We start from the raw sequence: 26059 nt of genomic DNA on the forward strand, positions 1-26059 counted from the left end.
CGATTTTGTTGGAATGACAAGAGCGTAGACGGTCGGCGAGGGAATCGTGGCGCAAGCTGATCAAGGCGCCGCCAGCCACTGACTGACGATGCCGTCATACACCCCGGTCGCCACGCTCAGGTGCAACCATTGGTCGACGTAGCTTTTCCAGGCCACATCATCGCGCGGCAGCAGGAAGGCTTTCTGGCTGTACTGCATCTGCCGCTCGGGGTTGACCGCGCACAGTCCCGGTTTTTGCTTTTGCTGGTACCGCGCTTCGCTGGCGTCGGTGATCATCACGTCGGCCTTGCCCGCCAGCAGTTCGTCAAAAATCGTCACGTTGTCGTGCAGGCGTATCTGCGCCTGGGCCAGGTGGGTGCGGGCAAACACTTCGTTGGTGCCACCCGCCGGCTCGATCACCCGCACCTGGGGCTGGTTGATCTGTTCGACGCTCTGGTAGCGCTGTACGTCGGCGCAGCGCACCAGCGGGATCTTGCCGTCGACGCCCAGCGGCTGGCTGAAGAAGGCTTTTTTCTGGCGCTCCAACGACACCGAAATACCGCCCACGGCAATGTCGCAGCGTTGCGCCAGAAAATCCGGCATCAGGGTTTTCCAGGTGGTGGGCACCCAGGTGATCGTCGCGTTGAGGCTCTTGGCCAGGGATTCGGCCATGGCGATATCAATGCCTTGATAGTGACCATCGGCACGCAGCGAGGTGTAGGGCATGTAGTCGCCGGTGGTGCACACCGTCAGCGTGCCACGCTCGATGACGTCGTCGAGGCGCGACGGGCGGGTATCGGCCACGGCGGTGGTTGCCATGCTCGCCAGTACACACAGGGCTAGAGGTGCTTTCATGCGGTCGAATCCTTGGGGCAGGTCGGGGTGGTCATTATTGACAGCGCGGGGCAGGGGGACAAGGTGCGCCGCCGGTTTAGCCCTACTGCAATAGCCTCCCGAATCATCAACGGAAGACCCGAAGGGCTTTCGACCTTTTTTCACGTTGCAGTGGTTAAGCTGCGGACCAAGGTCGTTCTACTTCCGTTATAGCCACATGAGCCCGCGATGTCGTCACAACCTCCATCCTCCATCGAGACCGAATTCACCGAGCGCCATGACCGTGAGCATGCCAGGGTCTGCGGTGATACACGTCCGCCTGGGCTGTTGCAGCGCCTGGCCGCATGGCGCGATGCGCGGTTGGTGCGCCATGCGTTGAAGGTCGCCGGGGAGCCGGGGTTGATCCTGGACCTGGCCTGCGGCTCCGGGCGGTTCTGGCCGGTGCTGGGCGAGCACGTCAATCGGGTCATCCTGGCGTCGGACAATTCCGAAGAAATGCTCGACCATGCCCGCACCCATCATCCGGCGGCGTTGCTCAAACGTGTCAAGACATTCCCCGGCTCGGCGTTTTCCATCGGGCTTTCGGCCAACGCGGTGGATTGCATTTTCTGCCTGGAGTTGTTTCGCCATGTGCCCAGCACCGAGGTGCGCCTGGTGTTGCTGCGCGAATTTCACCGGGTCAGTCGCGATACCGTGATTGTGTCCGTGGCCGCGCGTACGCCGGTTGAGGATGAGTTTCGCCAGGCGGGCTTCAAGGTTTTGAATCACCGGGAGTTCCTGCCGGGCTCCAAGCTCTGGTGCGTCTACGTCCTGCGTAAGAGGGGATAACTCCCGCCTGTCGGATTATTCGTCATCTCCTGTCTGAGTTTTCATGGTTGCCTGTGCACTGCGGATGCTCGCAAGCCCCTTTCGCGATATATACTGCGCGCCATTCTTCAAGGGAGAGCCGTGTGGCCATCGATATTCACTGGATCTGCGACAACGATAGCCTCGGCCAGCATTGCGCCGAATGGCAGCAGTTGCCATTCGTCGCCCTCGACACCGAATTCATGCGGGTCGACACCTTCTATCCCATTGCCGGGCTGATCCAGATCGGTGATGGCGTGCGCGCTTACCTGATCGATCCGCTGACCATCGACAACTGGCAACCCTTGGCTGCCTTGCTGGAAGACCCAGGCGTGATCAAGGTGGTACACGCCTGCAGCGAAGACCTGGAAGTGCTGTTGCGCCTGACCGGCAGCCTGCCGGCGCCGTTGTTCGACACCCAATTGGCTGCGGCTTACCTGAACCTGGGTTTCTCCATGGGTTACTCGCGCCTGGTGCAAGCGGTGCTCGATATCGACCTGCCCAAGGGCGAGACGCGCTCGGACTGGCTGCAGCGGCCATTGTCCGACACCCAGGTGAGCTACGCCGCCGAAGACGCCGTGCACCTGGCCGAGGTGTATATCCGCCTGCGCCCGCGTCTGTCGGATGACAAGTACGCCTGGGTGCTGGAAGACGGTGCCGAACTGGTGGCCAACCTGCGTCGCGAAGTCGACCCGTACGAGGTGTACCGCGACGCCAAGCTGGCGTGGAAGCTGTCGCGCGCCCAACTCGCCGTACTGCGTGAACTGTGCGCCTGGCGCGAACAGCAAGCCCGTGCCCGTGACCTGCCGCGCAACCGCATCATCCGTGAACACTCGTTATGGCCCCTGGCCAAATCCCAGCCGGATAACCTCGCCGCCCTGGGCAAGATCGAAGACATGCACCCGCGCACCGTGCGTCAGGACGGCCAGTTCCTGCTCGACCTGATCAAGCGTGCGGGCAGCGTGCCCATGGACCAATGGCCGCCTGCCGTGCCTGAACCGCTGCCGGTCGACGCCGCCGCGCTGATCAAGCAACTGCGCGCCCTGGGCCAGGCTGAAGCCGAACGCCTGGACATGGCCCCGGAACTGATGCTGCGCAAGAAAACCCTCGAAGCCCTGGTTAAAAGTGGCTACCCCGATGGGCCTTACCAATTGCCAGACTCGCTGCGTGGCTGGCGTCGCGAGTTGATGGGCCAGGCGCTGCTCGACAGCCTGGCCACTGCCGGAGAACAGCCTTGAAACGTATCTGCTCCATTTATCGCAGCTTGAAAAAAGACGGCATGTACCTCTACGTCCTCAAAAGTGACGCCCTGGAGCGGGTGCCGGAGCCGTTGATGGTGGCCTTCGGCAAGCCGCATCACGCGTTCGACATGGTGTTGACACCGCAGCGCAAGCTGTCGCGCGAAGACATCGTCGTGGTCCTGGAAAACCTCGACAAGCAGGGCTACCACCTGCAAATGCCGCCGGCCGAGGACGAGTACATCGAACACTTGCCCGAAGAGTTGCTGCGACGCAACGACCCGATGTGATCGGTGGGTGCCCGGTGCCGGGCACATTCTTCAACGCAATCGTATTGAGTTGGCGCTGGCCGTAAGGATGCGGGCGGCCGTCTGCACTGTTTTTGAAAGGTTTGAACCATGCGTGTTCTGATTGCTGAACAGGATCACCCGCTCTACGCCCAATTGCTTCGCGAAGCCGCGCCAGACCTCGAGGTGCTGACCAGCGGCGACTCGGCCGAACTCTCGCGCCTGGCCGCCGATTGTCCGGTGTGGCTGGGCCAGCCGGACCTGCTGGCAACGCTGTTGCGCCAGGGGCATCACCCGCAATGGCTGCAATCGACCTGGGCCGGCATCACGCCGCTGCTGGCTGAAGGCCTGCCGCGTGATTATCGCCTGACCCGTGCGGTCGGTATCTTTGGCCAGGTCATGGCCGAATTCGTCCTGACCTACATGCTCGGTCACGAACGTGAAGTGCTGGCGCGGCTGGTCAGCCAGGTCGAGCGCAAGTGGGACAACCGCTTGGGCCAGAGCCTGGCGGGGCGCAAGGTGCTGGTCGTCGGAACCGGTGATATTGGCCAGAGCGTGGCGCAGTTCCTGCTGCCGTTCGGCGTCAAGCTGTATGGCATCGCCAGCCAGGCCCGCGAGCAGGCGCCATTTATTGAAGTCGCCGGGCTCGAACAATTGGGCCGGCTGGTGGGCGAGGTGGATTATGTGATCAACCTGCTGCCCAACACCCCCGAAACCCATGACCTGTACGACGCGGCCCTGTTCAAGCAATTCAAGCCGACCGGGCTGTTCATCAACGTCGGGCGCGGCGTGGCGGTGGTCGATGCCGATCTGGTCGAAGCCCTGAAAGAAGGGCACCTGGCTGGAGCGGTGATCGACGTGTGCCGCCAGGAACCGCTGCCGCAGCGCCACCCGTTCTGGACGGCGTGGGGCCTATTGTTGACCGGGCACAGCTCGGCGCCCACTTCGCCGTCGATGATGGTGGAGCTGTTTGTGCAGAACGTGCGTGCGTACCAGGCCAAACAGGCACTGCGCGGGGAAGTGGATTTCGAGCGCGGCTACTGACACGACGCGGTAAAAAATGTGGGAGGGGGCTTGCCCTGATGATGCTCCTGTAGGAGCGAGCTTGCTCGCGAAAAACGTTCAGGCAACGCGTTCATTCTGGATAAACGCGGGCGCCTTGGGTTCTTCGCGAGCAAGCTCGCTCCTACAAAAAGCCCTAACTGGCTCGCATTAGTGCACGCTTCAGAGACTGAAGTCGCCTTCCGAGACCAGCTCGCTCAGCGGCTTGCGCGGGCTCGGCGCTTCGCGGCCTTGCAAATACTCCGGCAGGCTCGACTTATCCCCCAGCTTGCCGATGGCCACGGCGGCATGCAGTGCATACCCTTCTGGAATCTTCAGCACCTTGCGGGTCAGCTCCTGATCGAAGCCGGCCATGCCGTGGGTGTGCCAGCCGCTCAGGCTGGCTTGCAGGGCCAGGTGAGCCCAGGCGGCGCCGGTGTCGAAGGTGTGCCACAAGGCCGGGGTTTCTTCCTTGGCACCGGGGGCGATGAAGTCGGTTTTCGAGGCGATGATCACCAGCGCCGACGCATGCTGCGCCCAGCCCTGGTTGAACTCATTGAGCAGGCCCAGGAAACGCTGCCAATCCGGCGTGTCACGACGGGCATAGAGAAAACGCCATGGCTGCGAGTTGTACGCCGAAGGGGCCCAACGCGCCGCCTCGAAGAAGCTCAGCAGGGTTTCCTGGGGAATGCTCTCGCCGGTAAAGGCGCGCGGCGACCAGCGGTCGATAAACTGGGGGTGGATCGGGTAGTCGGCAACACGGGTCATAAGCAGTTCCTGATCGTCGATTCGGCGCTCAAAACTACTGCGCGGCTACTAGACTGACAAGTGTTGTCACACCGCCAGTCGACAGCGCTTGGCCCCAGGGGGCTTGGGCACTAGACTGGCGGCCTTTTCACCTACCGATACTGATGCAGAGCCATGGCCGCCAAAGTCGAACCTTTCTGGATACGCAAAACCCTCGAACACCTCGACCAGGAGGAATGGGAGTCGTTGTGCGACGGCTGTGGCCTGTGCTGCCTGCAAAAGCTTGAGGATGAAGACGACAACAGCGTCTATTACACCCGCATCGCCTGCAAACTGCTCGACCTGAAAACCTGCCAGTGCACCGACTATCCCAACCGTCGCGCGTCGGTGCCCGACTGCATCCAGCTCACACCCGGCCAGGCCGACCAGTTCAAGTGGCTGCCGCCCACCTGCGGCTATCGGCTGGTCAGCGAGCGCAAGGATTTGCCACTGTGGCACCACCTGGTCTGTGGCGACCGCGACGCCGTGCACCAGGAACGCATTTCCCAGTCCGGGCGCATGCTCAGCGAAGGCAGCGTGCCAGAGGACGACTGGGAGGATTACCTGATCTTCCGGGCAGGTTGAACAAGGAGTGTGTATGAGGGTGGGATTCAAGCTGGCGACCTCTGCGCTGTTGCTGGCGCTGAGCATGCCGGCGTGGTGCGCCAAGAAAGTCGACCTGGATTACCACGTCAAACTCCTGCCCCAGAGCGATCAGGCCGAAGTGCGCGTGAGCCTGTCCCAGGGTTCCGCCGTGCGCAGCCTGGATTTTGACCTGGGCCAGGACGGTGACTACAGCGACTTCAAGGCCGATGGGCAATGGAAAGTCACTGGTCATCGCGGTCATTGGCAACCCGGCGCCGACAAGGCCAGCCTGACCTATCGCGTACGCCTCACCCACGCGCGCAAGCCGGGCAGCTATGAAACGCGTATGACGCCAGGCTGGGCGCTGTTTCGTGGCGATGACCTGGTGCCCGCCGCACGGCTGGACCAGCAGGACGGGGTGGAGCTGGTCGCGCGGCTGATGTTTGAGCTGCCGCCAGGCTGGAAAAGCGTCGAGACCGCCTGGCCGCGTATCGGCAAAAATCGGTTCCGCGTCGACAACGTATCCCGCCTGTTCGACCGCCCCACCGGCTGGATGCTTGCCGGTAACCTGGGCAGCCGCCGCATGCGCCTGGGGGAAACCGAGGTCACCGTGACCTCGCCCAAGGGCCAGGGCATGCGGCGTATGGATGTGCTGACGCTGCTGACCTTCGTGTGGCCGCAGGTGGAAGCCGCGTTCCCGCGCCACCCGGCCAAATTGCTGGTGGTGGGCGCCAGCGATCCGATGCGCCGTGGCGCAGTTTCGGCGCGTGACTCGATCTACCTCAACAGCCGCACGCCGCTGGTCAGCGAAGACGGCAGCAGCCCGTTGATCCGCGAAGTGGTGCAGGCCATCGCCCGTTTCAATGACCACGACAGCAGTGACTGGATCAGCGAAGGCCTGGCCGGCTATTACGCCATCGAGCTGGTACGCCGCGCCGGGGGGATCACCGATGAACGGTATCAGGCGATACAGGCGCGCCTGGCGAAGGAGGGCAAGGACGTGACGCGCCTGCGGGGCGAACATGTCAGCGGCGCGACGGTGTCACGGGCCGTGGTGGTGTTGCAGGAGCTGGACCGAGAGATCCGCGTGAAAACCCATAACAAGCGCTCGCTGGATGATCTGGCACAGGCGGTGATGCGGGCCGGTAGCGTTACCACAAAAGAGTTTGTGCAACTGGCTGAGCGCATCATCGATGGTTCATCCGCCGTGCTCGACAGCAAGCTGCTGCGCTGATCTTCAAGCCATGCACAAAGCAAAATGTGGGAGGGGGCTTGCTCCCGATTGCTGTGGTTCAGTCACTGTATGCGGTGACTGACACCCTGCTATCGGGAGCAAGCCCCCTCCCACATTTGAATCTCTATAGGCCGAAGACCTGGGTCACCCCACGGTTTTCGTGGCTTTCTCAGCCGCCACTTCAGCCTTGGTCTTCAAGTTCTGCAGCTCCGCGCCAGCGCGCTCGATCTTCGTGCGTACGCTGTTCATTTCCTGGCGGCCTTGCTCCAGCTTGTCCTTGAGCGAACTGTGCCCGGTGAAACCCCGAGCCAGCGCCACGCCACCAATCGCCACCTGGATCAGCCCGAAGAGCCCGCCACGGCGCAGGCCTTTGCCTACCATCATCACGCCACCGGCCACCGAGCCGATGCGCTCCCAGCCGTGCACGTTCTGTGTACGCGGGGCTTCAGGCTGCTGATGTTCGATGAAAGGTCGCAGGGTTTTGCTGTCGCTCATGGTCTGTCTCCTACAAAGGCAAGTGTAAGTAGCTGACTGTTCTCGAGGGCCGGATGTTCCCGATATTTCAGTACTTGGGGCCCGAGCGGGTGTTGTTGCCCTTGGCCAGGCGGTCGTAGAGCACCACGTTGACGGTGGCGGCAAGGTTCATGCAGCCAGTGGTCGGAATATAGACGACGTCTTCGCACCAGTCGCGAATGTCTTTATCCAGCGAGCCATCTTCCGGGCCGAAGATATACAGCGCGCGGTCGGGGTGGGTGTATTCGGGCAGCGGGCGGGCGCCTTCCACCAGTTCCACGGCGACGGGGATGCAGCCCAGGGGCAGGATCTTCTTCAGGTCATCGATGCCGATCAGCGGAATGTCGTGGTGAACCTTCTTGGTGTCGGTGATGAAGTCCCGCGCGCGCTCGTAACGCACGCCGGTATAGAACACCGAAGCCACACCGTAGCAGCCGGCGGCGCGCATCACCGAGCCGACGTTTTCAGGGGATTTGGGGTTGTACAGACCGATGCAGCTGTAGCGTTTATTGCCCACGGGGAAGGGTGCCTTGGAGAAAAAACGCGATTATACGGCTTTGGGGCATCGTGGTGCTGGGGCGATCGCTATCGGGAGCAAGCCCCCTCCCACATTTTGATTTGTGAATACAGTCAAATGTGGGAGGGGGCTTGCTCCCGATGAGGCCGGAACAGGCGACAAAATCCTCAGTCGTCCTTCTTCATCAACCCCGCCAACGCCGCAAACGGGTTGTGCGTGGCCTTGGCAATCGTCGGGCTGCTGGTGGAGCCTTCGCCGAAGTACTGCTGGTCGGTATAGCGCGAATGCTCGTTGTCATGGCAGTACAGGCAGAGCAATTCCCAGTTGGAGCCGTCCTGGGGGTTGTCGTCATGATTGTGGTTGCGGTGGTGCACGGTCAGTTCGCTCAGGCGCTTGCCGGCGAATTCACGGGCGCAGCGGCCGCACACGTGGGGGTACATTTTCAGGGCTTTGTCGCGGTAGCCCATTTCCCGGTCGCGCTGGGCATCGGCGAGGATGCGGTCCAGCTTGGCGGTGTGGGAGGGCGGATTGGTCGAGCTCATCATGGCTCCTGGCTATTGGGTGGTCACGGACAGGTTGATTCTAGCTAATCACAGCGCAATTAGCCCTTGAGCTTTTCCGCAATCCAGATGGTATGCCGCGTGCCCTTGTTGCCGTGGGCAAACACCTGCACTTCCTCGGCCTTGAAACCGGCCTTGCGCAGTTTGTCGCTGAACAGTTTGTCGGCGCTGGCTGACCACACCGCCAGCACGCCCTTGGGGCGCAGCGCCTTGGCGCAGGCGGCCAGGCCGCCGGCAGAATACAGCCAACTGTTGGCCTTCTGCGTGAGGCCTTCAGGGCCGTTATCGACATCGAGCATGATCGCATCAAAGCCCTGGGGCTCGGCCTGCAGCACTTTGGCCACGTCTTCCAGGCGGATCACCGTGCGTGGGTCGAGCAAGGGGCGGCCGGACTTTTCGCCCAGCGGCCCACGGTTCCACTCCACCACGCCCGGGACCAATTCCGCCACCACCACTTCGGCGCTCTTGCCCAGGTGCTTGAGCGCCGAGGCCAGGGTGAATCCCATGCCCAGGCCGCCGATCAGCACCCGTGAGCCCGGGCGCCCCGCGACCTTGCGGCAGGGGATCTCCGCCAGGGCGTCTTCGGAGCCGTGCATGCGCGTGTTCATCAACTGGCCACCGTCACCGCCCTGAATCTTGATCACGAAATCCTCGCCGTATTCGAACAGGCACAAGGCACCGCCGTTGTCGGGGATCGGAGTGGTGTCCAGCAGAACGAAACGTTTCATGGAAATCTCATTGGGAAGGGCATTCTTGCGCGGTTGGGAGTAGCCTTACGACATTCCGGTCAGGCCATGGAGCCATCGATGAAGTGCAGTATTCTAACGGTCATTGTGCTTGGCGCGCTCGCATTGGGTGCGGCGCAGGCGCAGGAGTCGCAAACCGTACCGGTCGCCCCCGCACCCACCCCCGGCGCGCCGGGCACGCCAACGCCTACGTTGTACCCGCAGGTCACGCCGCCCGTCGTGCCCAAGACCAACGGCTCGCCGCCCCTGGCACCCATCGTGCTGCCGGCGCCGCCCAAGGACCAGACCGTGCCGGGCCTGCAGCAGAACGACAGCAAGCCGAAGACGCCTGGCGGTTAAAACTGTTGCGCCAGTAATTGCCCGTCAGCCATGCGCAAACGCTTGGACAGGGCGATGGCAATCGCGCGGATGATCTTTGCCGCTACCCTGGGCGCTTCGTTGAGCATTTTCTCCAGGGCGTCCTTGCCCAGGTTCAGCAGCACACAGTCGGTGGCCGCCATGCAGCTGGCCGAGCGCCGTTCGCCGTCGAGTACCGCCATTTCGCCAAAGGCCCGGCCGCTGCGCAGGGTGGCAATGGTCAGGCGTTGGCCCGCGTGGTTGGTTTTCTGCACCGCCACCTGGCCGCTGTGGAGGATGCACATGAAGGTGCCAGCATCGCCCTCGAGGAAAATCACCTCATCCTGGGCAATGCTGCTGATATTGAAGTAGCCCGCGGCGATATGAAAATCTTCCGGTAGCAGCGGGTCGAACAGGCCGCAGTCCATCAGCATGTCGCGGATTTCTTGGTTGAGCAGGGTGGGTTCTGACATAACTGCGATCTTGGTCCATCAATTCGGTAGGCGGTCCTGTGTTCAGACAGGACCGCCTGGCTAAGTTCCTAAATCAGTTCCAGCGCCTTGAAGACAAAGGCGTATTCGAGCGCTACGTCACGTAATCCCTGGTAACGGCCACTCATGCCACCGTGACCGGCACCCAGCTCGGTCTTGAGCAGCAGCAGGTTGTCGTCGGTCTTGGTGTCGCGCAATTTGGCCACCCACTTGGCCGCTTCCCAGTACTGCACGCGGCTGTCGTTGTAACCGGCGATCACCAGCAGGTGCGGGTAGGCCTGGGCCCGCACGTTTTCGTAAGGCGCATACGCCTTGATGCGCGCATACACCTCGGGCTCCTGCGGGTTGCCCCATTCGTCGTACTCCGTGACGGTCAGCGGCAGGTCCGGGTCGAGCATGGTGTTGAGCACATCGACAAACGGTACTTCGGCGATCGCCGCCTGGAACAGCTCCGGGCGCTGGTTGAGCACGGCCCCGATCAACAGGCCGCCGGCGCTGCCGCCGCTGATCGCCAGCTGCCTGGCGGTAGTCAGGCCCTGGGCGATGAGGTGTTCGGCGCAGGCGATGAAATCGCTGAACGTGTTCTGCTTGTGTTCCTGCTTGCCGTTGCGATACCAGGCTTCACCCAGTTCGCCGCCGCCGCGCACATGCGCGATGGCAAACGCCACGCCACGGTCGAGCAGGCTCAGGCGTGCGTGGGAGAACCACGGGTCGAGGCTTTGGCCGTACGCGCCGTAGCCATACAGGTACAACGGCGTCGGCTTGCCGAGCTGGTCACGCTTGACCACCAGGCTGATCGGCACCTGGGTGCCGTCGGCGGACGTGGCCCACAGGCGCTGGCTGACGTAGTCGTCGGCATTGAATGCGCCGAGTACCGGGGTTTGCTTGAGCACCTGTTGAGCGCCGCTGGCCAGTTCCAACTGGCGCACCTGGGCCGGGCGGTTCAGGGCTTCATAGCGCAGGCGGACCTTGTCGCTGATAAATTCCAGGCTGTCCTGTACGTAGAGGCTGTAAGCCGCGTCAGGCAATTCCACGCGATAGGCCGGCACGCCCTCGGGGTGCACTTCGATCACCGGCAGGCCACCGATGCGCAGGCTCAAGGTCATGGCGCTGGCATTCAGGCTGATGCCGTCCAGCATCACCTCGTCGCTGTGGGGGATCAGGTTCTGCCAGTCGGCTTCGGTGGGCACCGTGCCGGTGTCGGCGGCAACGAACAGCGCGTAATTGATGCCGTCGCGGTTGCTGCGGATAAACCAGGTCCACTGGCCGTTCAACTGGCCGTGGTCGACATCGTATTCATGGTCTTCTACCCGTGGCGCCAGGCAGGTGAAACCCTGGTGCGGCTGGTCGGCGTCCAGTGCCCAGATTTCGCTGGTGGTCTTGCTGCCCAGGGCCAGCAGCAACTGGCGCTCGGAGCTGGAACGGTAGCAATGCAGGAAGAAACGTCCGTCGGGTTCGTGGAACACTTCCTGCGCCGCCGTGCCGTCCAGGCGGTAGCGGTAGAGTTTGTGCGGGCGATGGGTGTCGTCCAGTTCGCCAAAGAACAGCGTGAGGCTGTCGTTGGCCCAGGTCATGCTGCCGTCGCAGTTGTCGAACGCCAGTTCGCTGACCTTGTCGGTAGCCAATTCCTTCACGAACAGGGTGTAGATCTCTTCACCACTGGTGTCGAGGCTGTAGGCCAGGCGCTGATGGTCGGGGCTGATGCTGAACGCGCCGAGGGAGAAAAACCCGCCATTGGCCAGCTCGTTCGGGTCCAGCAGCAGTTCTTCGCTCTGCTCATCCACCTGGTTGCTGTCATCGGCCGGGCGGCGGCAGCGGTAGTGGCGCGCGTATTCGTCACCGGCGGTGGTGCGGGTGTAGTACAGATACGGGCCCCAGGGGGAAGGCAGGGACAAGTCGGTTTCCAGGATACGGCCCTTGATCTCTTCGAACAGGCTCTCGCGCAACGCCTGCTGGTCGGCGAGCTGCGCCTCTTGCCAGGCGTTTTCGGCCTTGAGGTAATCGAGGACGTCGCGGCTGTCACGCTCCTGCAGCCAGGCGTACGGGTCTGGGCCTGGGGCCTTGCGGGCAATCGGTGCGGTCGAAATAGGCATGGATAATTCTCTATCGGGCGGACGGTGGCCGGCATTGCAGCCGCGACACGCAAAAGCCGTTATCATAGCCGCCTCTTTGCCAGCCTTGCCATGGACACCATGACCGAGAACGACTATCTGACCGCTTGGGGCCTTTACGCCTTCGCCGCTTTGGGCTGCCTGTTAGTGTGGTGGCGCATGACCCGCTGGATGTGGCGCTGGCTGCGTGAGCCGTTGCAGTTACTGATGGCGGTGCTGTTGCTCAGCCCCACCATCGTCGACCCGATCAAGACCCAGTTCGCGCCGGCCGTGGCGATCACCGCCCTGGACCTGGTGCTCAAGGTCGGCAATAACGCCTGGCGCGCCATCTCCGACCTGTTCATGTACACCATGATCGTGTTCGGGCTGTACATCGTGTTCGTGTTGATCCGCTGGCCCCTCGAGCGCGCCGCCAACGCCCGCCGCGAGCGCAAGGCCGCCACGGATGCCGCGTTGGCCGCCGAGCCGGAAGAAGACGAACCGTTCCATCGCCCGGCACCTGTCGGTGGCATGCGGGTCGAACCGCGCCTTTAACGTTGTCCGCCCTGCAGCGAGAGCCCTGGCATGTGTGAATTATTGGGCATGAGTGCCAACGTCCCCACCGATATCGTGTTCAGCTTTACCGGGCTGATGCAGCGGGGCGGACGTACCGGCCCGCACCGCGACGGTTGGGGCATCGCCTTCTACGAAGGCCGTGGCCTGCGCCTGTTCCAGGACCCGGCCGCGAGCAGCGAGTCGGAAGTCGCGTTGCTGGTGCAGCGTTATCCGATCAAGAGCGAAGTGGTGATCGGCCATATCCGCCAGGCCAATGTGGGCAAGGTGAGCCTGGCCAATACCCACCCGTTCGTGCGCGAACTGTGGGGCCGCAACTGGTGTTTTGCGCACAATGGTCAACTGGCCGACTTCACCCCCCGCGCCACCTTCTACCGACCGGTCGGCGACACCGACAGCGAAGCGGCGTTCTGCGACCTGCTCAACCGCGTGCGCGAAGCCTTCCCGGAGCCGGTGGATATCGAGCACATGCTGCCGGACCTGATCGCCGCCTGTGCCGAATACCGTAGCAAAGGCGTGTTCAACTGCCTGCTCAGTGATGGCGACTGGCTGTTTTGCTACTGTTCGACCAAGCTGGCGCAGATCACCCGGCGCGCCCCGTTTGGCCCGGCTCGCTTGAAAGATGTCGACGTGATTGTCGATTTCCAGGCCGAAACCACCCCCAATGACGTGGTAACGGTGATCGCCACCGAACCTCTGACCGACAACGAAAACTGGACCCGCTACGAACCGGGCCAATGGAGCCTGTGGCGACGCGGTGAATGCGTCAGCCAAGGCGTTACCGAATAAGGAATCGACCATGTTGCTCAGTTATCTGCGGTTGGTGCTGTTTGCCATTGGCTTGTTGGTCGGTGTGCAAGTGCCGGGCTTCATCAACGATTACGCCAAGCGCGTCGAAGCCCACCTGATCGAGGCCCAGACAGGCCTGCGCGGGTTCGAGTCCACTGCGCAGCAGTTCTTCAACGGTGACATGCAAGCTTTGGTGGCGCATTACCGTGCCAGTGACGATCCGGTGTTCCAGAGCGACGCGAGCAGCCTGGGCGCGATGCTCGACCGGCAGCTCGAGTTGGACAAGCAATTCCAGGCCATGCAAGGCCCCTGGTACATCCGCGCCCTGCAAGTAGCGGTGGCCGCCGATCCGGATATTCGCCTGGAAACCTGGAATGGCTACAGCTACCAGATATTGCTCACGCCCGAAGCCATGGGCTGGGGCCTGGGTGGGGCGATGCTGTTGTCGTTCGGTATCGAATGCCTGTATCGACTGATCGATTGGGTGGTGCTGGGCGGCCGACGCCTGCGCCAGAGCCGGCCGATCGAAGAGCGGGACCTCAAAGGCCTCTAAAATGTGGGAGGGGGCTTGCTCCCGATAGCGGTGGGTCAGCTGGAAATAGGCTGACTGACACCCTGCTATCGGGAGCAAGCCCCCTCCCACATTTGGGCCCGGTCCATTCAGTGGCTCAGCACCATCCGCTCTTCGCCGACCTCTTCGGCGTAGCGAGCAACGACCTTCTGGCACAACCCCACAATCTCCTCCACCAATTCCACCCCGACCCGCCACGACACCACCACCTGCAGGTTTGGCAACTTCTGCGCCATCGGCAGCATCACCAATTCCCCCGTGCCAGCTCTTCGCTGACCAGCACCGGCGGCAGTGCGCCAATGCCAAAGCCATCGCGCAGTAAACGGGTGATGGCCGACACCGAATTCACGCAATTCATCCGTGGCGCGGCCACGCCGTTGGCCTGCATCAAGCTCAACACATCCTGATGGGGGCAGGAGTTTTTCGAGTAGGTGATGATACGTTCCTGGGCCAATTCGGCGAGGGAAGCGTAGTCGCGGTTATAGATCGACTGGCTGGCGACGATCCACGCCATGGGGTGGCTGCCCAGTTCCAGGCTGCGCACGCTTTCCAGGCGCAGCAGGTCAGTTTGCAGGATCAGGTCGAGGAAGCCTTTTTGCAGCTGATCGCTTAAATTCAAAGCGGTATCGGCGACCAATTCGATTTCTACCCGCGGGAACAGGCTCATCAACTCAGCGACCAACGGGCTGAGCCAGGTGTGAATCACGGTGTCCATTGCGCCGATCCGAATCCGTCCGACCTTGCTGCTGGTGGTTTCCAGGGACTGCTTCAAGCCCTGCATGGTTACCATCATCTGCTCGGCATAATCGAGCACCTTCAAACCTTCCGGGGTCAGGCTCACGCCACGCGAATCGCGCAGGAACAGCTTTACCCCCAACTCGCTTTCGAGCACGGCAATGCGGCTGGAAATCGACGCCTGGGTGGTGAACAGCTTTTCGGCGGTCAGGCGGAAACTCTTGAGCTTGGCCACCCAGACGAAGGTTTCGAGGAACTCCAAATTCATGGGATCAACTTTTTCTTATGCTTGGATCGGTTTTTATTAGTTGGACGCCGCACCGGGCCAGCGCCAAAAATCGAGTCGTTCCACGATAAGCGTCGTTGGGGTTCAGGACAACATCGTTGCGAGATGTTGGTAAAAGATCCCACACTACAAAAAAACAAAGCCTACAGGAGCGACCCCGTGAGCCGCCTGCTATTGAATTGCGACATCGGCGAAAGCTTTGGCAACTGGACGATGGGTCTGGACGCTGAAGTCATGCCGTTCATCGACTGCGCCAACGTGGCCTGCGGCTTCCATGCCGGCGACCCGAGCATCATGCGCAAGACCGTCAGCCTGGCGCTCAAGCACGCCGTGCAAGTGGGCGCACACCCGGCCTATCAGGACCTGCAAGGCTTCGGCCGGCGCTCCATGAACTACACGCCCCAGGAAATCCAGGACCTGCTGCATTACCAGATCGGTGCGCTGGATGGCATCTGCCGGGCACAAGGGGCGCGCGTCAGTTACGTGAAACCCCATGGCGCGATGTACAACGACATGATGGCCAATCCCGCCCAGCTGCGCGCGGTGATCCAGGCCGTGGCCGCTTACGGCGACCTGCCGCTGATGTTGCTGGCCACGCGCGACAACAGCGCGGCCCAGGCCGTGGGCGATGAATACGGTGTGACCCTGTGGTTCGAAGCCTTTGCCGACCGCGCCTATGACAGCCAGGGCCATCTGGTTTCTCGCCAACTGCCGGGTGCGGTGCACCACGATACCGAGACCATCGTCAATCAGGCGGTGACTATTTCCCGAGGTGAGGCCCTGAGCGCCAGCGACGGCAGCGCCTTGGTCTTGCAGGCCCACACGTTGTGCGTACACGGTGATAACGCCAGCTCGATGGCCGCGGTGCAGCGTATCCGCCAGGCGTTGAAACCAGCATGAAGCCACGGATTGAAGTGGTGGCAATCGACTGCCTGATGGTGCGGCTGTTCGATGAGATTGCCGAAACCAACATGCCGTGGATGCTCGCCGCCACCCAGCGGTTGCGCAGCGGGTTCGGCGGTGCCTTGGTCGACCTGGTGCCGTCCTACACCACTTTGATGGTGCATTACGACCTCGCCACCCTGGCACCGGCCGAGGCGCGGGCGTTGATCGACCAGGCGCTGACCGACTTGCAGCCCCAGGCCCAGGGCGGCGGCCGCTGCCATGTGCTGCCGGTGTGGTACGACCTGAGCGTCGGCCCGGAACTGGCCTTGCTGGCACAGCGCAGTGGGCTTGCGGTGGCTGAAGTGATCCGTCGCCACAGCACTCACCTTTATCAAGTGTTCGCCCTCGGTTTCGCCCCCGGTTTTGCCTTTATGGGGCTGGTGGATGAAGTCCTCGCCACACCGCGCCTCAGCACCCCGCGCAAACGCGTGACGGCCGGCAGTGTGGGTATCGCCGAGCGGCAAACCGCCGCCTATCCGGTGGTGTCTCCCGGTGGCTGGAACCTGATCGGGCGCACCCCGGCCAAGCTGTTCGACCGCGAGCGCGATGGCTACAGCCTGATGCAGCCGGGCGACACGGTGCGCTTCGAGGCGGTCAGCCACGCGGAGTTCGTCAACCTGGGCGGCGATGATATGCCCTTGGAGGCACAGGCATGAGCCGCTTGCTGATCGAGGCCAGCACGCCGCTGTGCCTGTTGCAGGATGCCGGGCGTTTCGGCGTGCGCCACCTGGGCGTGACCCAGGGCGGCGCGCTGGATTGGGTGTCGATGTCGTGGGCCAATTGGCTGCTGGGCAATGCGCTGGATGCGCCCGTGGTGGAAATCACCCTGGGCGGCTTTACCGTGCAGGCCGAGGACTACTGCCTACTGGCCCTGGCCGGTGCCGACCTTGGCGCCTTTATCGACGAGCGCGCCATCAGCCCAGGGCGCAGTTTTATCCTGCAAAAAGGCCAGCGCTTGCGCTTTACCCAGCCGTTCAAGGGCGCGCGGGCTTACCTGGCGGCGCCGGGCGGGTTCGATGCACCGCAGGTGCTGGGCAGCTGTGCAACGGTGGTGCGTGAGGAGTTGGGCGGCGTCGACGGTTTGGGCAACGCATTGGTCGAAGGCGGGCGCTTGGCTTATTCCGGCACGGGCGGGGCGATGAGGGTGCTGGCCAACCCGGATTTGCAATCCGGTGCCTCACTGGACGTAATCGTCGGCGCCCAAATAGGCCGTTTCAGCGGGCAGAGTTTATTCGACGCTTTCAACACCGAATGGGCGCTGGACAGCCGCGCCGACCGCATGGGCATGCGCTTGCTCGGCACGCCGCTGCACTATCAGGGACCGTCGTTGATTTCTGAAGGCATTCCCCTGGGCGCGATCCAGGTACCGCCGGATGGGCAGCCGATTGTGTTGCTCAATGATCGGCAGACCATCGGCGGTTATCCACGGTTGGGTGCGCTGACGCCTTTATCCTTGGCACGCCTGGCGCAGTGTTTGCCGGGGGAGAAGGTGCGATTGGCACCCGTGGTGCAGGAAACCGCGCATCGGCAGCACATCGACTATTTGCGCCGATTCCAGTAACACTGCAGTCCAAAATGTGGGAGGGGGCTTGCTCCCGATAGCGGTGGTCCAGTCACTGATGTATTGACTGACATACTGCTATCGGGGGCAAGCCCCTCCCACATTGGATGTGTATTGGATTTGGGTTACTTGGAGAGAAAACGCATACCTTCTTCCAACCCGCGCAACGTCAGCGGGTACATCTGGTCCTCCACCAACTCGCGCACGATCCCCGTCGACGCCGTATACCCCCAGGTATCCTTGGGATACGGGTTTATCCAGATCAGCTTCTTGTACTTGGCCATGAACCGCTGCATCCATACATACCCAGGCTCCTCGTTCCAGTGTTCGACGCTGCCGCCGGCCTGGGTGATTTCATAGGGCGCCATGGACGCATCGCCGATAAAGATCACTTTGTAGTCCGCGCCGTACTTGTGCAGAAGGTCCTGAGTGGAGGTGCGCTCCGAGGTGCGGCGCTGGTTGTTCTTCCACACAGACTCGTACACGAAGTTATGAAAGTAGAAGTACTCCAAGTGCTTGAACTCGGTCTTGCAGGCAGAGAACAGCTCTTCGCAGATCTTCACATGGGCGTCCATCGAGCCGCCGATATCGAACAGCAGCAACAGCTTGATAGTGTTGCGTCGTTCGGGGCGCATCTGGATATTCAACAGCCCGGCGTCGCGCGCGGTGTGGTCGATGGTGCCATCGATGTCCAGCTCTTCCGCCGCACCCTGGCGGGCGAATTTGCGCAGGCGGCGCAGGGCGATCTTGATGTTGCGCGTGCCCAGTTCCACCTGATCGTCGAGGTTCTTGTACTCGCGCTGGTCCCACACCTTCACCGCCTTGCCCTGGCGCTTGCCCGCATCGCCCACACGAATGCCTTCCGGGTTGTAGCCGCCGGAACCGAAGGGGCTGGTGCCGCCGGTGCCGATCCATTTGTTGCCGCCGGCGTGGCGTTCTTTCTGTTCTTCCAGGCGTTTCTTGAATTCCTCGATCAGCTTGTCGAGGCCGCCGAGGGACTGGATCTGCGCGCGCTCTTCATCGCTCAGCGAGCGCTCGAACTCCTTGCGCAGCCACTCTTCGGGGATCAGCGCCTGCAGGTGATCGTCGAGCTTTTCCAGGCCATTGAAGTAGGCGCCAAAAGCCCGGTCGAACTTGTCGAAATGCCGTTCATCCTTGACCAGGATCGCCCGCGCCAGGTAGTAGAACTCGTCCATGTCGGCGAAGGTCACGCGTTGTTTCAGCGCGTTGATCAGGTCGAGCAGTTCACGCACCGACACCGGCACCTTGGCGGCCCGCATTTCATTGAACAGGTTGAGCAACATCAGCGATTACCGCGACGGCTCATGAACGCCAGACGCTCCAGCAATTGTACGTCCTGCTCGTTCTTCACCAAGGCGCCTGCCAGCGGCGGGATGGCCTTGGTCGGGTCGCGCTCGCGCAGCACGGCTTCGCCGATATTGTCGGCCATCAGCAGCTTGAGCCAGTCCACCAGCTCGGAGGTGGAAGGTTTTTTCTTCAAACCGGGCACCTTGCGCACGTCGAAGAACACATCCAGCGCTTCGCTGACCAGGTCTTTCTTGATGTCCGGGTAGTGCACGTCGACGATTTTTTGCAGGGTGGTGCGGTCGGGGAAGGCGATGTAATGGAAGAAGCAGCGGCGCAGGAACGCGTCCGGCAGCTCTTTTTCGTTGTTGGAGGTAATGATGATGATCGGGCGTTTCTTGGCCTTGATGGTCTCGTCGATTTCGTAGACGTAGAACTCCATCTTGTCGAGTTCCTGCAACAGGTCGTTGGGGAACTCGATGTCGGCCTTGTCGATTTCGTCGATCAGCAGGATCACCCGCTCCTCGGATTCGAAGGCTTCCCAGAGCTTGCCCTTTTTCAGGTAGTTGCGCACGTCGTGCACCTTGTCCACACCCAGTTGCGAGTCGCGCAGGCGGCTGACCGCGTCGTACTCGTAGAGGCCCTGGTGGGCCTTGGTGGTGGACTTGATGTGCCAGGTGATCAATCTGGCACCAAAGGACTCGGCCAATTGCTCGGCGAGCATGGTCTTGCCGGTGCCCGGTTCGCCCTTGACCAGCAGCGGCCGCTCCAGGGTGATGGCGGCGTTGACGGCCAGTTTCAGGTCATCGGTAGCCACATAGGCCTGGGTGCCTTCGAACTTCATCGGTCATTCCTCGAATTCATCAATGCCCGACTATACCGCGCAGCCCCGGCGACTGTGAACGCAGACGGGCTATTCAGTCTCTGAATGGCCGGTCAGGCTCACTCCGCCGTTGGCTTGGGTTGTTCATAGCGCGCGTTGAACGCCTGGATGAACCCGTTGCGCAGAATCGCGATCACCGCGGAAAACGCACTGACGTTTTGTTGATGCACGCTGCCGCTCAGCTCAACGCGGGTGGCGAACTGGTTTTTGCGCTGGTTCTTCAACACCGTCTCGCTGGCGCCAACCACAGCCTCCCAGATCGAGCGGAAGATGTTCTTGTCTTTGTTTTCCACGTCCTGCTGCCAGTCGAACACCTCGACATCGCGCAGCAGCGGCTTGATATAGCCGCTCAGTTGGCCTTTTTCGGCCTGGGCTTCGATCACCACGTCGCCGGTGCCGGCCTTGAAGTCGAACTTGCCATAGGCCGAGGCAAAGTCATTCATGCGCTTGAGTTGCAGGTCGCGGGCGCGCAAGCGGAATTCGAACTCTTCGAAATCGCTCAGTGGGTCAAAGGTGGCGTTGGCTTCCAGAGGCGCCTGGCCTTGCAACAGCGCCTTGCCCTCGAAGCGCGCATCGCGCTTGCCTTTGACGTCCACCACGTTGGTCAGGTTGTAGAAACTGGCGTTGACCCCGGTGGCATTGAGGTTGACCTTGGGCGTGGAGCTGAAGTTATGAAACGAGATCTTGCCGTCTTCGATGCGCACTTCATTGAGGGTGATCGGCAGCAGCTTGCGCAGTTGTTCCTGCCAGTCGGTGCCTTTACCAGTCTGGGAGGCCTGCTTGTTGGCGCCACCGTCGACGAAATTGACCTCCGGCCGTACGAAATGCCCTTCGGCTACCACCGCATGGTCGTACCACAGCGAATGCCAGCTCACTGCGAACTCGATGAGCGGCGCCTTGATGAACGGCACCGGTACCTTGCCGTCGACCTTGACGATCTGCAGACCATTGATCCGGTAGGCGCCGCGCCATAAAGCCAGGTCCACATCGGCAATTTCGCCACGGTAGTCGCCCATATTGGCGAGCCTTTCATTCAGGTAGTTGCGCACCAGGTAAGGCAGCGCGATGTGCACGGCAACCAGTACCAGCACCAGCCCGGCGAGGGTCCAGAGCGGCCAGCTGTAACGACGTTTCATGGGGCAGTCCTCCTTGCTCGTAGGTGATGGACTGTTGCAAGGGGCGCAACGTTCCTCCGACTGGACGCCTAGTGGCACGAGGCATACCCTTGGGACCTTTCTGGACATTGCCAAATAGGATCCGTCATGAGCCGCATCTTTGCAGACAACGCGCACTCCATCGGTAATACGCCCCTGGTGCAGATCAACCGCATCGCACCGCGCGGGGTCACCATCCTGGCCAAGATCGAAGGGCGCAACCCAGGCTACTCGGTGAAGTGCCGCATTGGCGCCAACATGATCTGGGACGCGGAAAGCAGCGGCAAACTCAAGCCGGGCATGACCATTGTCGAGCCCACCTCCGGCAATACCGGGATCGGCCTGGCGTTCGTGGCGGCGGCACGCGGCTACAAACTGTTGCTGACCATGCCCGCGTCCATGAGCATCGAGCGTCGTAAAGTGCTCAAGGCCCTCGGCGCCGAGCTGGTGCTGACCGAACCGGCCAAGGGCATGAAAGGCGCGATTGAAAAAGCCGCAGAAATTGTCGCCGCCGACCCTGGAGCCTACTTTATGCCGGGCCAGTTCGAAAACCCGGCAAACCCTGCCATCCACGAGAAAACCACCGGCCCGGAAATCTGGAACGACACCGACGGCGCTGTGGATGTGCTAGTGGCGGGCGTGGGCACGGGCGGCACCCTCACCGGTGTGTCGCGCTATATCAAGCACACGGCGGGCAAGCCGATTCTGTCAGTGGCAGTGGAGCCGCTCGTGTCGCCGGTGATTACCCAGGCGCTGGCCGGCGAAGAGATCAAGCCCAGCCCGCACAAGATCCAGGGCATTGGCGCCGGTTTTGTGCCGAAAAACCTCGACTTGTCGATGGTCGACCGCGTGGAGTTGGTCACCGACGAAGAATCCAAGGCCATGGCCCTGCGCTTGATGCAGGAAGAAGGCATTTTGTGCGGCATCTCCTGCGGCGCGGCCATGGCGGCGGCGGTGCGCCTGGCCGAGAAGCCGGAAATGCAGGGCAAGACCATCGTGGTGATCCTGCCGGACTCCGGTGAGCGCTACCTGTCGAGCATGTTGTTCAGTGATTTGTTTACCGAGCAGGAAAACCAGGCTTGAGCGCCTACACCAGAGGGCGACGGGGTGTTGATTCAGGTCAGCCGGTTGGCCAAGGCCTTCTGCATAATGGCCCAAATGTTTATCATGGCCGGCTGCTACGTCTGCTGTTGGCCAGGCGCTTATTTCCAGGAGTTGCTGCATGACCTTTTCTTTGGCCGCCAAACTGTCGGTGTTGCTGCTGTTTATCGGCAGCACGCTGTACGTGCACCTGCGCGGCAAGGCCCGCTTGCCGATGCTGCGCCAGTTCGTCAACCATTCGGCGCTGTTCGCCCCGTATAACGCATTGATGTACCTGTTTTCCGCGGTACCGTCCAAGCCCTACCTGGACCGCAGCAAGTTCCCGGAACTGGACGTGCTCAAGGACAACTGGGAAGTGATCCGCGAAGAGGCCATGCACCTGTTCGACGAGGGCTACATCCGCGCCGCCGAAAAGAACAACGATGCCGGTTTCGGCTCGTTCTTCAAGAAAGGCTGGAAGCGCTTCTACCTCAAGTGGTACGACAAACCCCTGCCATCGGCCGAGGCCTTGTGCCCGAAAACCGTGGCGCTGGTCAGCAGTATCCCCAACGTCAAGGGCGCAATGTTTGCGCTGTTGCCGGGCGGCAGCCATCTGAACCCGCACCGCGACCCGTTCGCCGGCTCCCTGCGCTATCACCTGGGGCTGTCCACGCCGAACTCCGACGACTGCCGCATCTTCGTCGACGGCCAGGTCTACGCCTGGCGCGACGGCGAAGATGTGATGTTCGACGAAACCTATGTGCACTGGGTCAAGAACGAAACCGATCAAACCCGTGTGATCCTGTTCTGCGACATCGAACGCCCGTTGAGCAACCGCCTGATGACCCGCGTCAACCGCTGGGTCAGCAAGCAGCTGGGGCGTGCCACCGCGCCGCAGAACCTCGACGACGAGCGCGTGGGTGGGATCAACCAGGCGTATGCCTGGAGCAAGACCTTCAGTGACAAGTTCAGCGGCCAGGTCAAGCAGTGGAAGCGCAAGCATCCCAAGGCCTACCGCATTGCGCGGCCGGTGTTGGCGGTGGTTGTGCTGGTATTGCTGTGGAAGTGGTTGTTCTGATCGGAGCGCGGTCAAAAATGTGGGAGGGGGCTTGCTCCCGATAGCGGTGGATCAGGTAAAGATGTTTAACCTGACACTCCGGCATCGGGAGCAAGCCCCCTCCCACATTGGTTTTGCAGTGTTGCTTAAGAGGCGATCAACTGGCGCAGCACGTAATGCAAGATACCGCCTGCCTTGAAGTATTCCACTTCGTTAAGCGTATCGATCCGGCACAGCACCTCGATCTTCTCGCTGCGGCCATCTTCCCGGGTAATCACTAACGTCAGGTTCATCCGAGGTTCGATCTCGGCATTCGTCAGCCCGAGAATATCGATCTTCTCCTTGCCGGTGAGCTGGAGCGACTTGCGGTTCTGGTCCAGCTTGAACTGCAACGGCAGCACGCCCATGCCCACCAGGTTGGAGCGGTGGATTCGTTCGAAGCTTTCAGCAATCACCGCCTTGACGCCCAGCAGGTTGGTGCCCTTTGCCGCCCAGTCGCGGCTCGAGCCGGTGCCGTACTCTTGGCCGGCGATTACCACCAGCGGTGTACCCGATGCCTGGTATTTCATCGCGGCATCGTAGATCGCCATTCTCTCGCCGGTCGGGATATACAGCGTATTGCCACCTTCCTCGCCGCCGAGCATTTCGTTGCGGATCCGGATATTGGCAAAGGTGCCGCGCATCATCACTTCATGGTTGCCCCGGCGTGAGCCGTAGGAGTTGAAGTCCCGTGGCTCCACGCCTTGCTCGCGCAAGTAGTGGCCGGCCGGGCTGTCGGTCTTGATGTTGCCGGCAGGGGAGATGTGGTCGGTGGTCACCGAGTCGCCGAGCAGGGCCAGCACGTTGGCGCCCTTGATGTCTGCGATCACCGGCAGCGGCCCGGCGATATCGTCGAAGAACGGCGGATGCTGGATATAGGTGGAATCCTTCTGCCACACATAAGTCGCCGCCTGCGGCACCTCAATCGCTTGCCACTGTGCGTCGCCGGCAAATACTTCGGCGTATTCCTTGTGGAACATGCCCGTGCTGACCTGGGCCACCGCGTCGGCGATCTCCTGGCTGCTGGGCCAGATGTCCTTGAGGTACACCGGGTTGCCCTGCTGGTCATTACCCAGGGGCTCGCTGCTGATGTCGATACGCACCGTACCCGCCAACGCGTAGGCCACCACCAGGGGCGGCGAGGCCAGCCAGTTGGTTTTCACCAGTGGGTGCACGCGGCCCTCGAAGTTGCGGTTGCCGGACAACACTGAGGCGACGGTGAGGTCGGCTTGCTGGATGGCTTTTTCAATCGGCTCGGGCAGCGGCCCGGAGTTGCCGATGCAGGTTGTGCAGCCGTAGCCCACCAGGTCGAAACCGAGTGTGTCCAGGTAGTGGGTGAGGCCGGCCGCCTTGTAATAGTCGGTAACCACTTTCGAACCCGGCGCCAGGGAGGTCTTGACCCATGGCTTGCGCGTCAGGCCTTTTTCCACGGCCTTCTTCGCCACCAGCCCGGCCGCCATCATCACGCTGGGGTTGGAGGTGTTGGTGCAGGAGGTGATGGCTGCGATGACCACGGCACCGTTTTTCAGGCGATAGGTGGTGCCTTCGTATTCGTAATCGGCTTCGCCCACCAGGTCGGCATTGCCCACGGCGACGCCGCCACCGCCTTCGCTTTCCAGGCGGCCTTCTTCCTTGCTGGTGGGTTTGAATTGCAGGTCGAGGAAATCACTGAACGCCTGGCCCACGTTTGGCAGGGCGACACGGTCCTGCGGGCGTTTCGGCCCGGCAAGGCTGGCTTCGACGCTGCCCATGTCCAGGGCCAGAGTGTCGGTGAAGATCGGCTCCTGGCCGGCGTTGCGCCACAGGCCCTGGGCCTTGGTGTAGGCCTCGACCAGCTTGACAGTTTCCGCCGGGCGACCGGACAGGCGCAGGTAGTCCAGCGTCACCTCGTCGACCGGGAAAAAGCCGCAGGTAGCGCCGTACTCAGGCGCCATGTTGGCAATGGTGGCGCGGTCGGCCAGGGGCAGATCGGCCAGGCCGTCGCCATAGAATTCGACGAACTTACCGACCACGCCTTTTTTGCGCAGCATCTGGGTCACCGTCAGCACCAGGTCGGTGGCGGTGATGCCTTCTTTCAATTTGCCGGTGAGCTTGAAGCCGATCACTTCCGGGATCAGCATAGACACCGGCTGGCCGAGCATCGCCGCTTCCGCTTCGATCCCGCCCACGCCCCAGCCGAGCACGCCGAGGCCGTTGATCATGGTGGTGTGGGAATCGGTACCCACCAGGGTATCGGGGAAGGCGTAGGTGCGGCCGTCTTCATCTTTGGTCCACACGGTGCGGCCGAGATATTCCAGGTTGACCTGGTGGCAGATGCCGGTGCCCGGCGGCACCACGCTGAAGTTGTCAAAGGCGCTCTGGCCCCAGCGCAGGAAGGCGTAACGTTCGCCGTTGCGCTGCATTTCGATGTCGACGTTTTGCTCAAAGGCGTCGGCGTTGCCGAATTTGTCGACCATTACCGAGTGGTCGATCACCAGGTCGACCGGCGACAGCGGGTTGATGCGCTGCGGGTCGCCCCCGGCCTTGGCCACGGCGGCGCGCATGGCGGCCAGGTCGACCACGGCGGGCACGCCGGTGAAGTCCTGCATCAGCACGCGGGCGGGGCGGTATTGGATCTCACGGTCGGACCGGCGTTCCTTGAGCCAGGCGGCGATGGCCTTGAGGTCGGTGCCGGTGACGGTCTTGGCGTCTTCCCAGCGCAGCAGGTTTTCCAGCAGCACTTTGAGCGACATCGGCAGCTTGTCCAGGTCACCCAGGCTCTTGGCGGCTTCGGGCAGGCTGAAGTAGTGGTAGGTCTTGCTGTCTATTTGCAGGGTTTTAAGGGTTCTCAGGCTATCAAGGGATGACATTACATGACTCCTTTTGATCCGCACGGCCACGGACCTGACGGGACGAACAGAGCGTTCAACTTAGCGCGATTTTCATTAGCAGGCTAATAACTGGACTCTATGCTCAAGTCCAAGGTTCCGAACTCGGCTATCATGCGCGCGTTTTCATG

The 26059-nt window shown here is 61.9% G+C and carries 27 protein-coding genes and 1 pseudogene; 15 read left to right on the forward strand and 13 right to left on the reverse strand.

From position 1 onward, the window contains the following. Nucleotides 1-60: 60 nt before the first annotated feature. Nucleotides 61-834 carry a transporter substrate-binding domain-containing protein gene (locus C4J88_RS07225; protein WP_124406583.1) on the reverse strand — a complete coding sequence of 258 codons (774 nt, stop codon included), beginning with the start codon at nt 832-834 and terminating at the stop codon, nt 61-63. Nucleotides 835-1041: 207 nt separating this feature from the next. Here C4J88_RS07225 and C4J88_RS07230 point away from each other — a divergent pair, with 207 nt between their 5' ends. The 4 genes from C4J88_RS07230 (at nt 1042) to C4J88_RS07245 (ending at nt 4228) form a co-directional block, all read left to right on the forward strand. After that, entirely contained in the window at nt 1042-1641 is a 600-nt protein-coding gene (locus tag C4J88_RS07230) for a class I SAM-dependent methyltransferase (RefSeq protein ID WP_124406584.1), read from the forward strand. Between the two features lie 122 nt (nt 1642-1763). Further along, nucleotides 1764-2897: a ribonuclease D gene (gene rnd / locus C4J88_RS07235; protein ID WP_124406585.1), complete on the forward strand. Its 1134-nt coding sequence runs from the start codon at nt 1764-1766 to the stop codon at nt 2895-2897. Beyond that, nucleotides 2894-3187: a YcgL domain-containing protein gene (locus tag C4J88_RS07240; protein ID WP_124361763.1), complete on the forward strand. Its 294-nt coding sequence runs from the start codon at nt 2894-2896 to the stop codon at nt 3185-3187. The genes rnd and C4J88_RS07240 overlap by 4 nt, the downstream gene beginning before the upstream one ends. A gap of 108 nt (nt 3188-3295) precedes the next feature. Continuing rightward, nucleotides 3296-4228 (forward strand): D-2-hydroxyacid dehydrogenase, encoded by a 933-nt coding sequence (locus tag C4J88_RS07245; RefSeq protein ID WP_124366242.1) that lies wholly within the window; start codon nt 3296-3298, stop codon nt 4226-4228. Between the two features lie 180 nt (nt 4229-4408). On the opposite strand, the gene C4J88_RS07250 is transcribed toward C4J88_RS07245, so the two are convergent. Then, nucleotides 4409-4993: a nitroreductase family protein gene (locus tag C4J88_RS07250; RefSeq protein ID WP_124406586.1), complete on the reverse strand. Its 585-nt coding sequence runs from the start codon at nt 4991-4993 to the stop codon at nt 4409-4411. Nucleotides 4994-5146: 153 nt separating this feature from the next. Here C4J88_RS07250 and C4J88_RS07255 point away from each other — a divergent pair, with 153 nt between their 5' ends. Both C4J88_RS07255 and C4J88_RS07260 read left to right on the forward strand, forming a co-directional pair. Next, nucleotides 5147-5596, forward strand: a complete 450-nt coding sequence (locus C4J88_RS07255) for a YcgN family cysteine cluster protein (RefSeq protein WP_049709459.1) — start codon at nt 5147-5149, stop codon at nt 5594-5596. 13 nt (nt 5597-5609) lie between these two features. Continuing rightward, a complete protein-coding gene (locus C4J88_RS07260) occupies nt 5610-6830 on the forward strand; it encodes a hypothetical protein (RefSeq protein ID WP_124406587.1) in 1221 nt (406 codons plus the stop codon). Between the two features lie 144 nt (nt 6831-6974). On the opposite strand, the gene C4J88_RS07265 is transcribed toward C4J88_RS07260, so the two are convergent. From C4J88_RS07265 to C4J88_RS07280, 4 genes are all read right to left on the reverse strand, one after another. Beyond that, nucleotides 6975-7325 carry a DUF2892 domain-containing protein gene (locus C4J88_RS07265; RefSeq protein ID WP_124366245.1) on the reverse strand — a complete coding sequence of 117 codons (351 nt, stop codon included), beginning with the start codon at nt 7323-7325 and terminating at the stop codon, nt 6975-6977. Nucleotides 7326-7392: 67 nt separating this feature from the next. Then, nucleotides 7393-7860, reverse strand: coding sequence for an RNA methyltransferase (locus tag C4J88_RS07270; RefSeq protein ID WP_053136646.1), 468 nt, complete (start codon nt 7858-7860; stop codon nt 7393-7395). Between the two features lie 167 nt (nt 7861-8027). After that, nucleotides 8028-8402 (reverse strand): YajD family HNH nuclease, encoded by a 375-nt coding sequence (locus C4J88_RS07275; RefSeq protein WP_003210675.1) that lies wholly within the window; start codon nt 8400-8402, stop codon nt 8028-8030. 59 nt (nt 8403-8461) lie between these two features. Further along, the gene (locus tag C4J88_RS07280) at nt 8462-9148 is read right to left on the reverse strand and encodes a spermidine synthase (RefSeq protein ID WP_058419598.1); all 687 of its coding nucleotides are present in this window, start codon (nt 9146-9148) and stop codon (nt 8462-8464) included. Between the two features lie 78 nt (nt 9149-9226). On the opposite strand from C4J88_RS07280, the gene C4J88_RS07285 reads away from it, so the two are divergent. After that, complete coding sequence (locus tag C4J88_RS07285; protein ID WP_124366248.1) at nt 9227-9505, forward strand: hypothetical protein; 279 nt, start codon at nt 9227-9229, stop codon at nt 9503-9505. Here C4J88_RS07285 and C4J88_RS07290 read toward each other — a convergent pair. Together C4J88_RS07290 and C4J88_RS07295 are read right to left on the reverse strand one after the other, a co-directional pair. Beyond that, a complete protein-coding gene (locus C4J88_RS07290) occupies nt 9502-9975 on the reverse strand; it encodes a cyclic nucleotide-binding domain-containing protein (RefSeq protein ID WP_124361771.1) in 474 nt (157 codons plus the stop codon). The genes C4J88_RS07285 and C4J88_RS07290 overlap by 4 nt on opposite strands. A 68-nt stretch (nt 9976-10043) precedes the next feature. Beyond that, the gene (locus tag C4J88_RS07295) at nt 10044-12086 is read right to left on the reverse strand and encodes a S9 family peptidase (protein ID WP_124406588.1); all 2043 of its coding nucleotides are present in this window, start codon (nt 12084-12086) and stop codon (nt 10044-10046) included. 24 nt (nt 12087-12110) lie between these two features. Here C4J88_RS07295 and C4J88_RS07300 point away from each other — a divergent pair, with 24 nt between their 5' ends. From C4J88_RS07300 to C4J88_RS07310, 3 genes are read left to right on the forward strand one after another with little or no spacing between them, the layout of a single operon-like run. Beyond that, nucleotides 12111-12638, forward strand: coding sequence for an MFS transporter (locus tag C4J88_RS07300; protein WP_124366250.1), 528 nt, complete (start codon nt 12111-12113; stop codon nt 12636-12638). 30 nt (nt 12639-12668) lie between these two features. Continuing rightward, entirely contained in the window at nt 12669-13445 is a 777-nt protein-coding gene (locus tag C4J88_RS07305) for a class II glutamine amidotransferase (protein WP_124361774.1), read from the forward strand. Nucleotides 13446-13455: 10 nt separating this feature from the next. Further along, nucleotides 13456-13998 carry a DUF2937 family protein gene (locus C4J88_RS07310; RefSeq protein ID WP_005786113.1) on the forward strand — a complete coding sequence of 181 codons (543 nt, stop codon included), beginning with the start codon at nt 13456-13458 and terminating at the stop codon, nt 13996-13998. A 107-nt stretch (nt 13999-14105) separates the two neighbouring features. Here the strand turns inward: C4J88_RS07310 and C4J88_RS07315 are convergent. Next, nucleotides 14106-15019 (reverse strand): annotated as a pseudogene (locus tag C4J88_RS07315) (LysR family transcriptional regulator). Nucleotides 15020-15196: 177 nt separating this feature from the next. Between C4J88_RS07315 and C4J88_RS07320 the strand changes: the two are divergent. The 3 genes from C4J88_RS07320 to C4J88_RS07330 are packed head-to-tail and all read left to right on the forward strand — an operon-like array spanning nt 15197 to nt 17543. Beyond that, the gene (locus C4J88_RS07320) at nt 15197-15937 is read left to right on the forward strand and encodes a 5-oxoprolinase subunit PxpA (RefSeq protein ID WP_124406589.1); all 741 of its coding nucleotides are present in this window, start codon (nt 15197-15199) and stop codon (nt 15935-15937) included. Then, a complete protein-coding gene (pxpB, locus tag C4J88_RS07325; protein ID WP_124406590.1) occupies nt 15934-16638 on the forward strand; it encodes a 5-oxoprolinase subunit PxpB in 705 nt (234 codons plus the stop codon). The genes C4J88_RS07320 and pxpB overlap by 4 nt, the downstream gene beginning before the upstream one ends. Next, nucleotides 16635-17543 carry a biotin-dependent carboxyltransferase family protein gene (locus C4J88_RS07330; protein ID WP_124406591.1) on the forward strand — a complete coding sequence of 303 codons (909 nt, stop codon included), beginning with the start codon at nt 16635-16637 and terminating at the stop codon, nt 17541-17543. The genes pxpB and C4J88_RS07330 overlap by 4 nt, the downstream gene beginning before the upstream one ends. 125 nt (nt 17544-17668) lie before the next feature. Here the strand turns inward: C4J88_RS07330 and C4J88_RS07335 are convergent, their stop codons facing one another. From C4J88_RS07335 to C4J88_RS07345, 3 genes are all read right to left on the reverse strand, one after another. Next, entirely contained in the window at nt 17669-18847 is a 1179-nt protein-coding gene (locus tag C4J88_RS07335; protein ID WP_032892863.1) for a VWA domain-containing protein, read from the reverse strand. Then, complete coding sequence (locus C4J88_RS07340) at nt 18847-19692, reverse strand: MoxR family ATPase (protein WP_003189627.1); 846 nt, start codon at nt 19690-19692, stop codon at nt 18847-18849. Before C4J88_RS07340 ends, C4J88_RS07335 begins: the two co-directional genes overlap by 1 nt. 98 nt (nt 19693-19790) lie before the next feature. Beyond that, nucleotides 19791-20867: a DUF748 domain-containing protein gene (locus C4J88_RS07345; protein ID WP_124366254.1), complete on the reverse strand. Its 1077-nt coding sequence runs from the start codon at nt 20865-20867 to the stop codon at nt 19791-19793. A 126-nt stretch (nt 20868-20993) separates the two neighbouring features. On the opposite strand from C4J88_RS07345, the gene cysK reads away from it, so the two are divergent. Beyond that, on the forward strand, nt 20994-21968 hold the full coding sequence (gene cysK / locus C4J88_RS07350; RefSeq protein WP_124406592.1) for a cysteine synthase A: 975 nt from the start codon (nt 20994-20996) through the stop codon (nt 21966-21968). Nucleotides 21969-22107: 139 nt separating this feature from the next. Beyond that, nucleotides 22108-23043 (forward strand): aspartyl/asparaginyl beta-hydroxylase domain-containing protein, encoded by a 936-nt coding sequence (locus C4J88_RS07355; protein WP_124370023.1) that lies wholly within the window; start codon nt 22108-22110, stop codon nt 23041-23043. A gap of 125 nt (nt 23044-23168) precedes the next feature. Here C4J88_RS07355 and acnA read toward each other — a convergent pair whose 3' ends face one another. Next, complete coding sequence (gene acnA / locus C4J88_RS07360) at nt 23169-25910, reverse strand: aconitate hydratase AcnA (RefSeq protein ID WP_124406593.1); 2742 nt, start codon at nt 25908-25910, stop codon at nt 23169-23171. Between the last annotated feature and the right edge of the window lie 149 nt (nt 25911-26059).

Origin of the sequence: Pseudomonas sp. R4-39-08 (assembly GCF_003852275.1) — a bacterium.
Classification (GTDB): Bacteria; Pseudomonadota; Gammaproteobacteria; order Pseudomonadales; family Pseudomonadaceae; genus Aquipseudomonas.

Coding starts and splice junctions, on each gene's coding strand:
- C4J88_RS07265 (WP_124366245.1), bottom strand. CDS start 7,325: ATGAGCGACAGCAAAACCCTGCGACCTTTCATCGAACATCAGCAGCCT.
- C4J88_RS07255 (WP_049709459.1), top strand. CDS start 5,147: ATGGCCGCCAAAGTCGAACCTTTCTGGATACGCAAAACCCTCGAACAC.
- C4J88_RS07290 (WP_124361771.1), bottom strand. CDS start 9,975: ATGTCAGAACCCACCCTGCTCAACCAAGAAATCCGCGACATGCTGATG.
- acnA (WP_124406593.1), bottom strand. CDS start 25,910: ATGTCATCCCTTGATAGCCTGAGAACCCTTAAAACCCTGCAAATAGAC.
- C4J88_RS07275 (WP_003210675.1), bottom strand. CDS start 8,402: ATGAGCTCGACCAATCCGCCCTCCCACACCGCCAAGCTGGACCGCATC.
- C4J88_RS07355 (WP_124370023.1), top strand. CDS start 22,108: ATGACCTTTTCTTTGGCCGCCAAACTGTCGGTGTTGCTGCTGTTTATC.
- C4J88_RS07335 (WP_032892863.1), bottom strand. CDS start 18,847: ATGTTGCTCAACCTGTTCAATGAAATGCGGGCCGCCAAGGTGCCGGTG.
- C4J88_RS07245 (WP_124366242.1), top strand. CDS start 3,296: ATGCGTGTTCTGATTGCTGAACAGGATCACCCGCTCTACGCCCAATTG.
- C4J88_RS07305 (WP_124361774.1), top strand. CDS start 12,669: ATGTGTGAATTATTGGGCATGAGTGCCAACGTCCCCACCGATATCGTG.
- C4J88_RS07260 (WP_124406587.1), top strand. CDS start 5,610: ATGAGGGTGGGATTCAAGCTGGCGACCTCTGCGCTGTTGCTGGCGCTG.
- C4J88_RS07285 (WP_124366248.1), top strand. CDS start 9,227: ATGAAGTGCAGTATTCTAACGGTCATTGTGCTTGGCGCGCTCGCATTG.
- C4J88_RS07230 (WP_124406584.1), top strand. CDS start 1,042: ATGTCGTCACAACCTCCATCCTCCATCGAGACCGAATTCACCGAGCGC.
- C4J88_RS07250 (WP_124406586.1), bottom strand. CDS start 4,993: ATGACCCGTGTTGCCGACTACCCGATCCACCCCCAGTTTATCGACCGC.
- C4J88_RS07345 (WP_124366254.1), bottom strand. CDS start 20,867: ATGAAACGTCGTTACAGCTGGCCGCTCTGGACCCTCGCCGGGCTGGTG.
- C4J88_RS07225 (WP_124406583.1), bottom strand. CDS start 834: ATGAAAGCACCTCTAGCCCTGTGTGTACTGGCGAGCATGGCAACCACC.
- C4J88_RS07310 (WP_005786113.1), top strand. CDS start 13,456: ATGTTGCTCAGTTATCTGCGGTTGGTGCTGTTTGCCATTGGCTTGTTG.
- cysK (WP_124406592.1), top strand. CDS start 20,994: ATGAGCCGCATCTTTGCAGACAACGCGCACTCCATCGGTAATACGCCC.
- pxpB (WP_124406590.1), top strand. CDS start 15,934: ATGAAGCCACGGATTGAAGTGGTGGCAATCGACTGCCTGATGGTGCGG.
- C4J88_RS07295 (WP_124406588.1), bottom strand. CDS start 12,086: ATGCCTATTTCGACCGCACCGATTGCCCGCAAGGCCCCAGGCCCAGAC.
- C4J88_RS07340 (WP_003189627.1), bottom strand. CDS start 19,692: ATGAAGTTCGAAGGCACCCAGGCCTATGTGGCTACCGATGACCTGAAA.
- C4J88_RS07330 (WP_124406591.1), top strand. CDS start 16,635: ATGAGCCGCTTGCTGATCGAGGCCAGCACGCCGCTGTGCCTGTTGCAG.
- C4J88_RS07280 (WP_058419598.1), bottom strand. CDS start 9,148: ATGAAACGTTTCGTTCTGCTGGACACCACTCCGATCCCCGACAACGGC.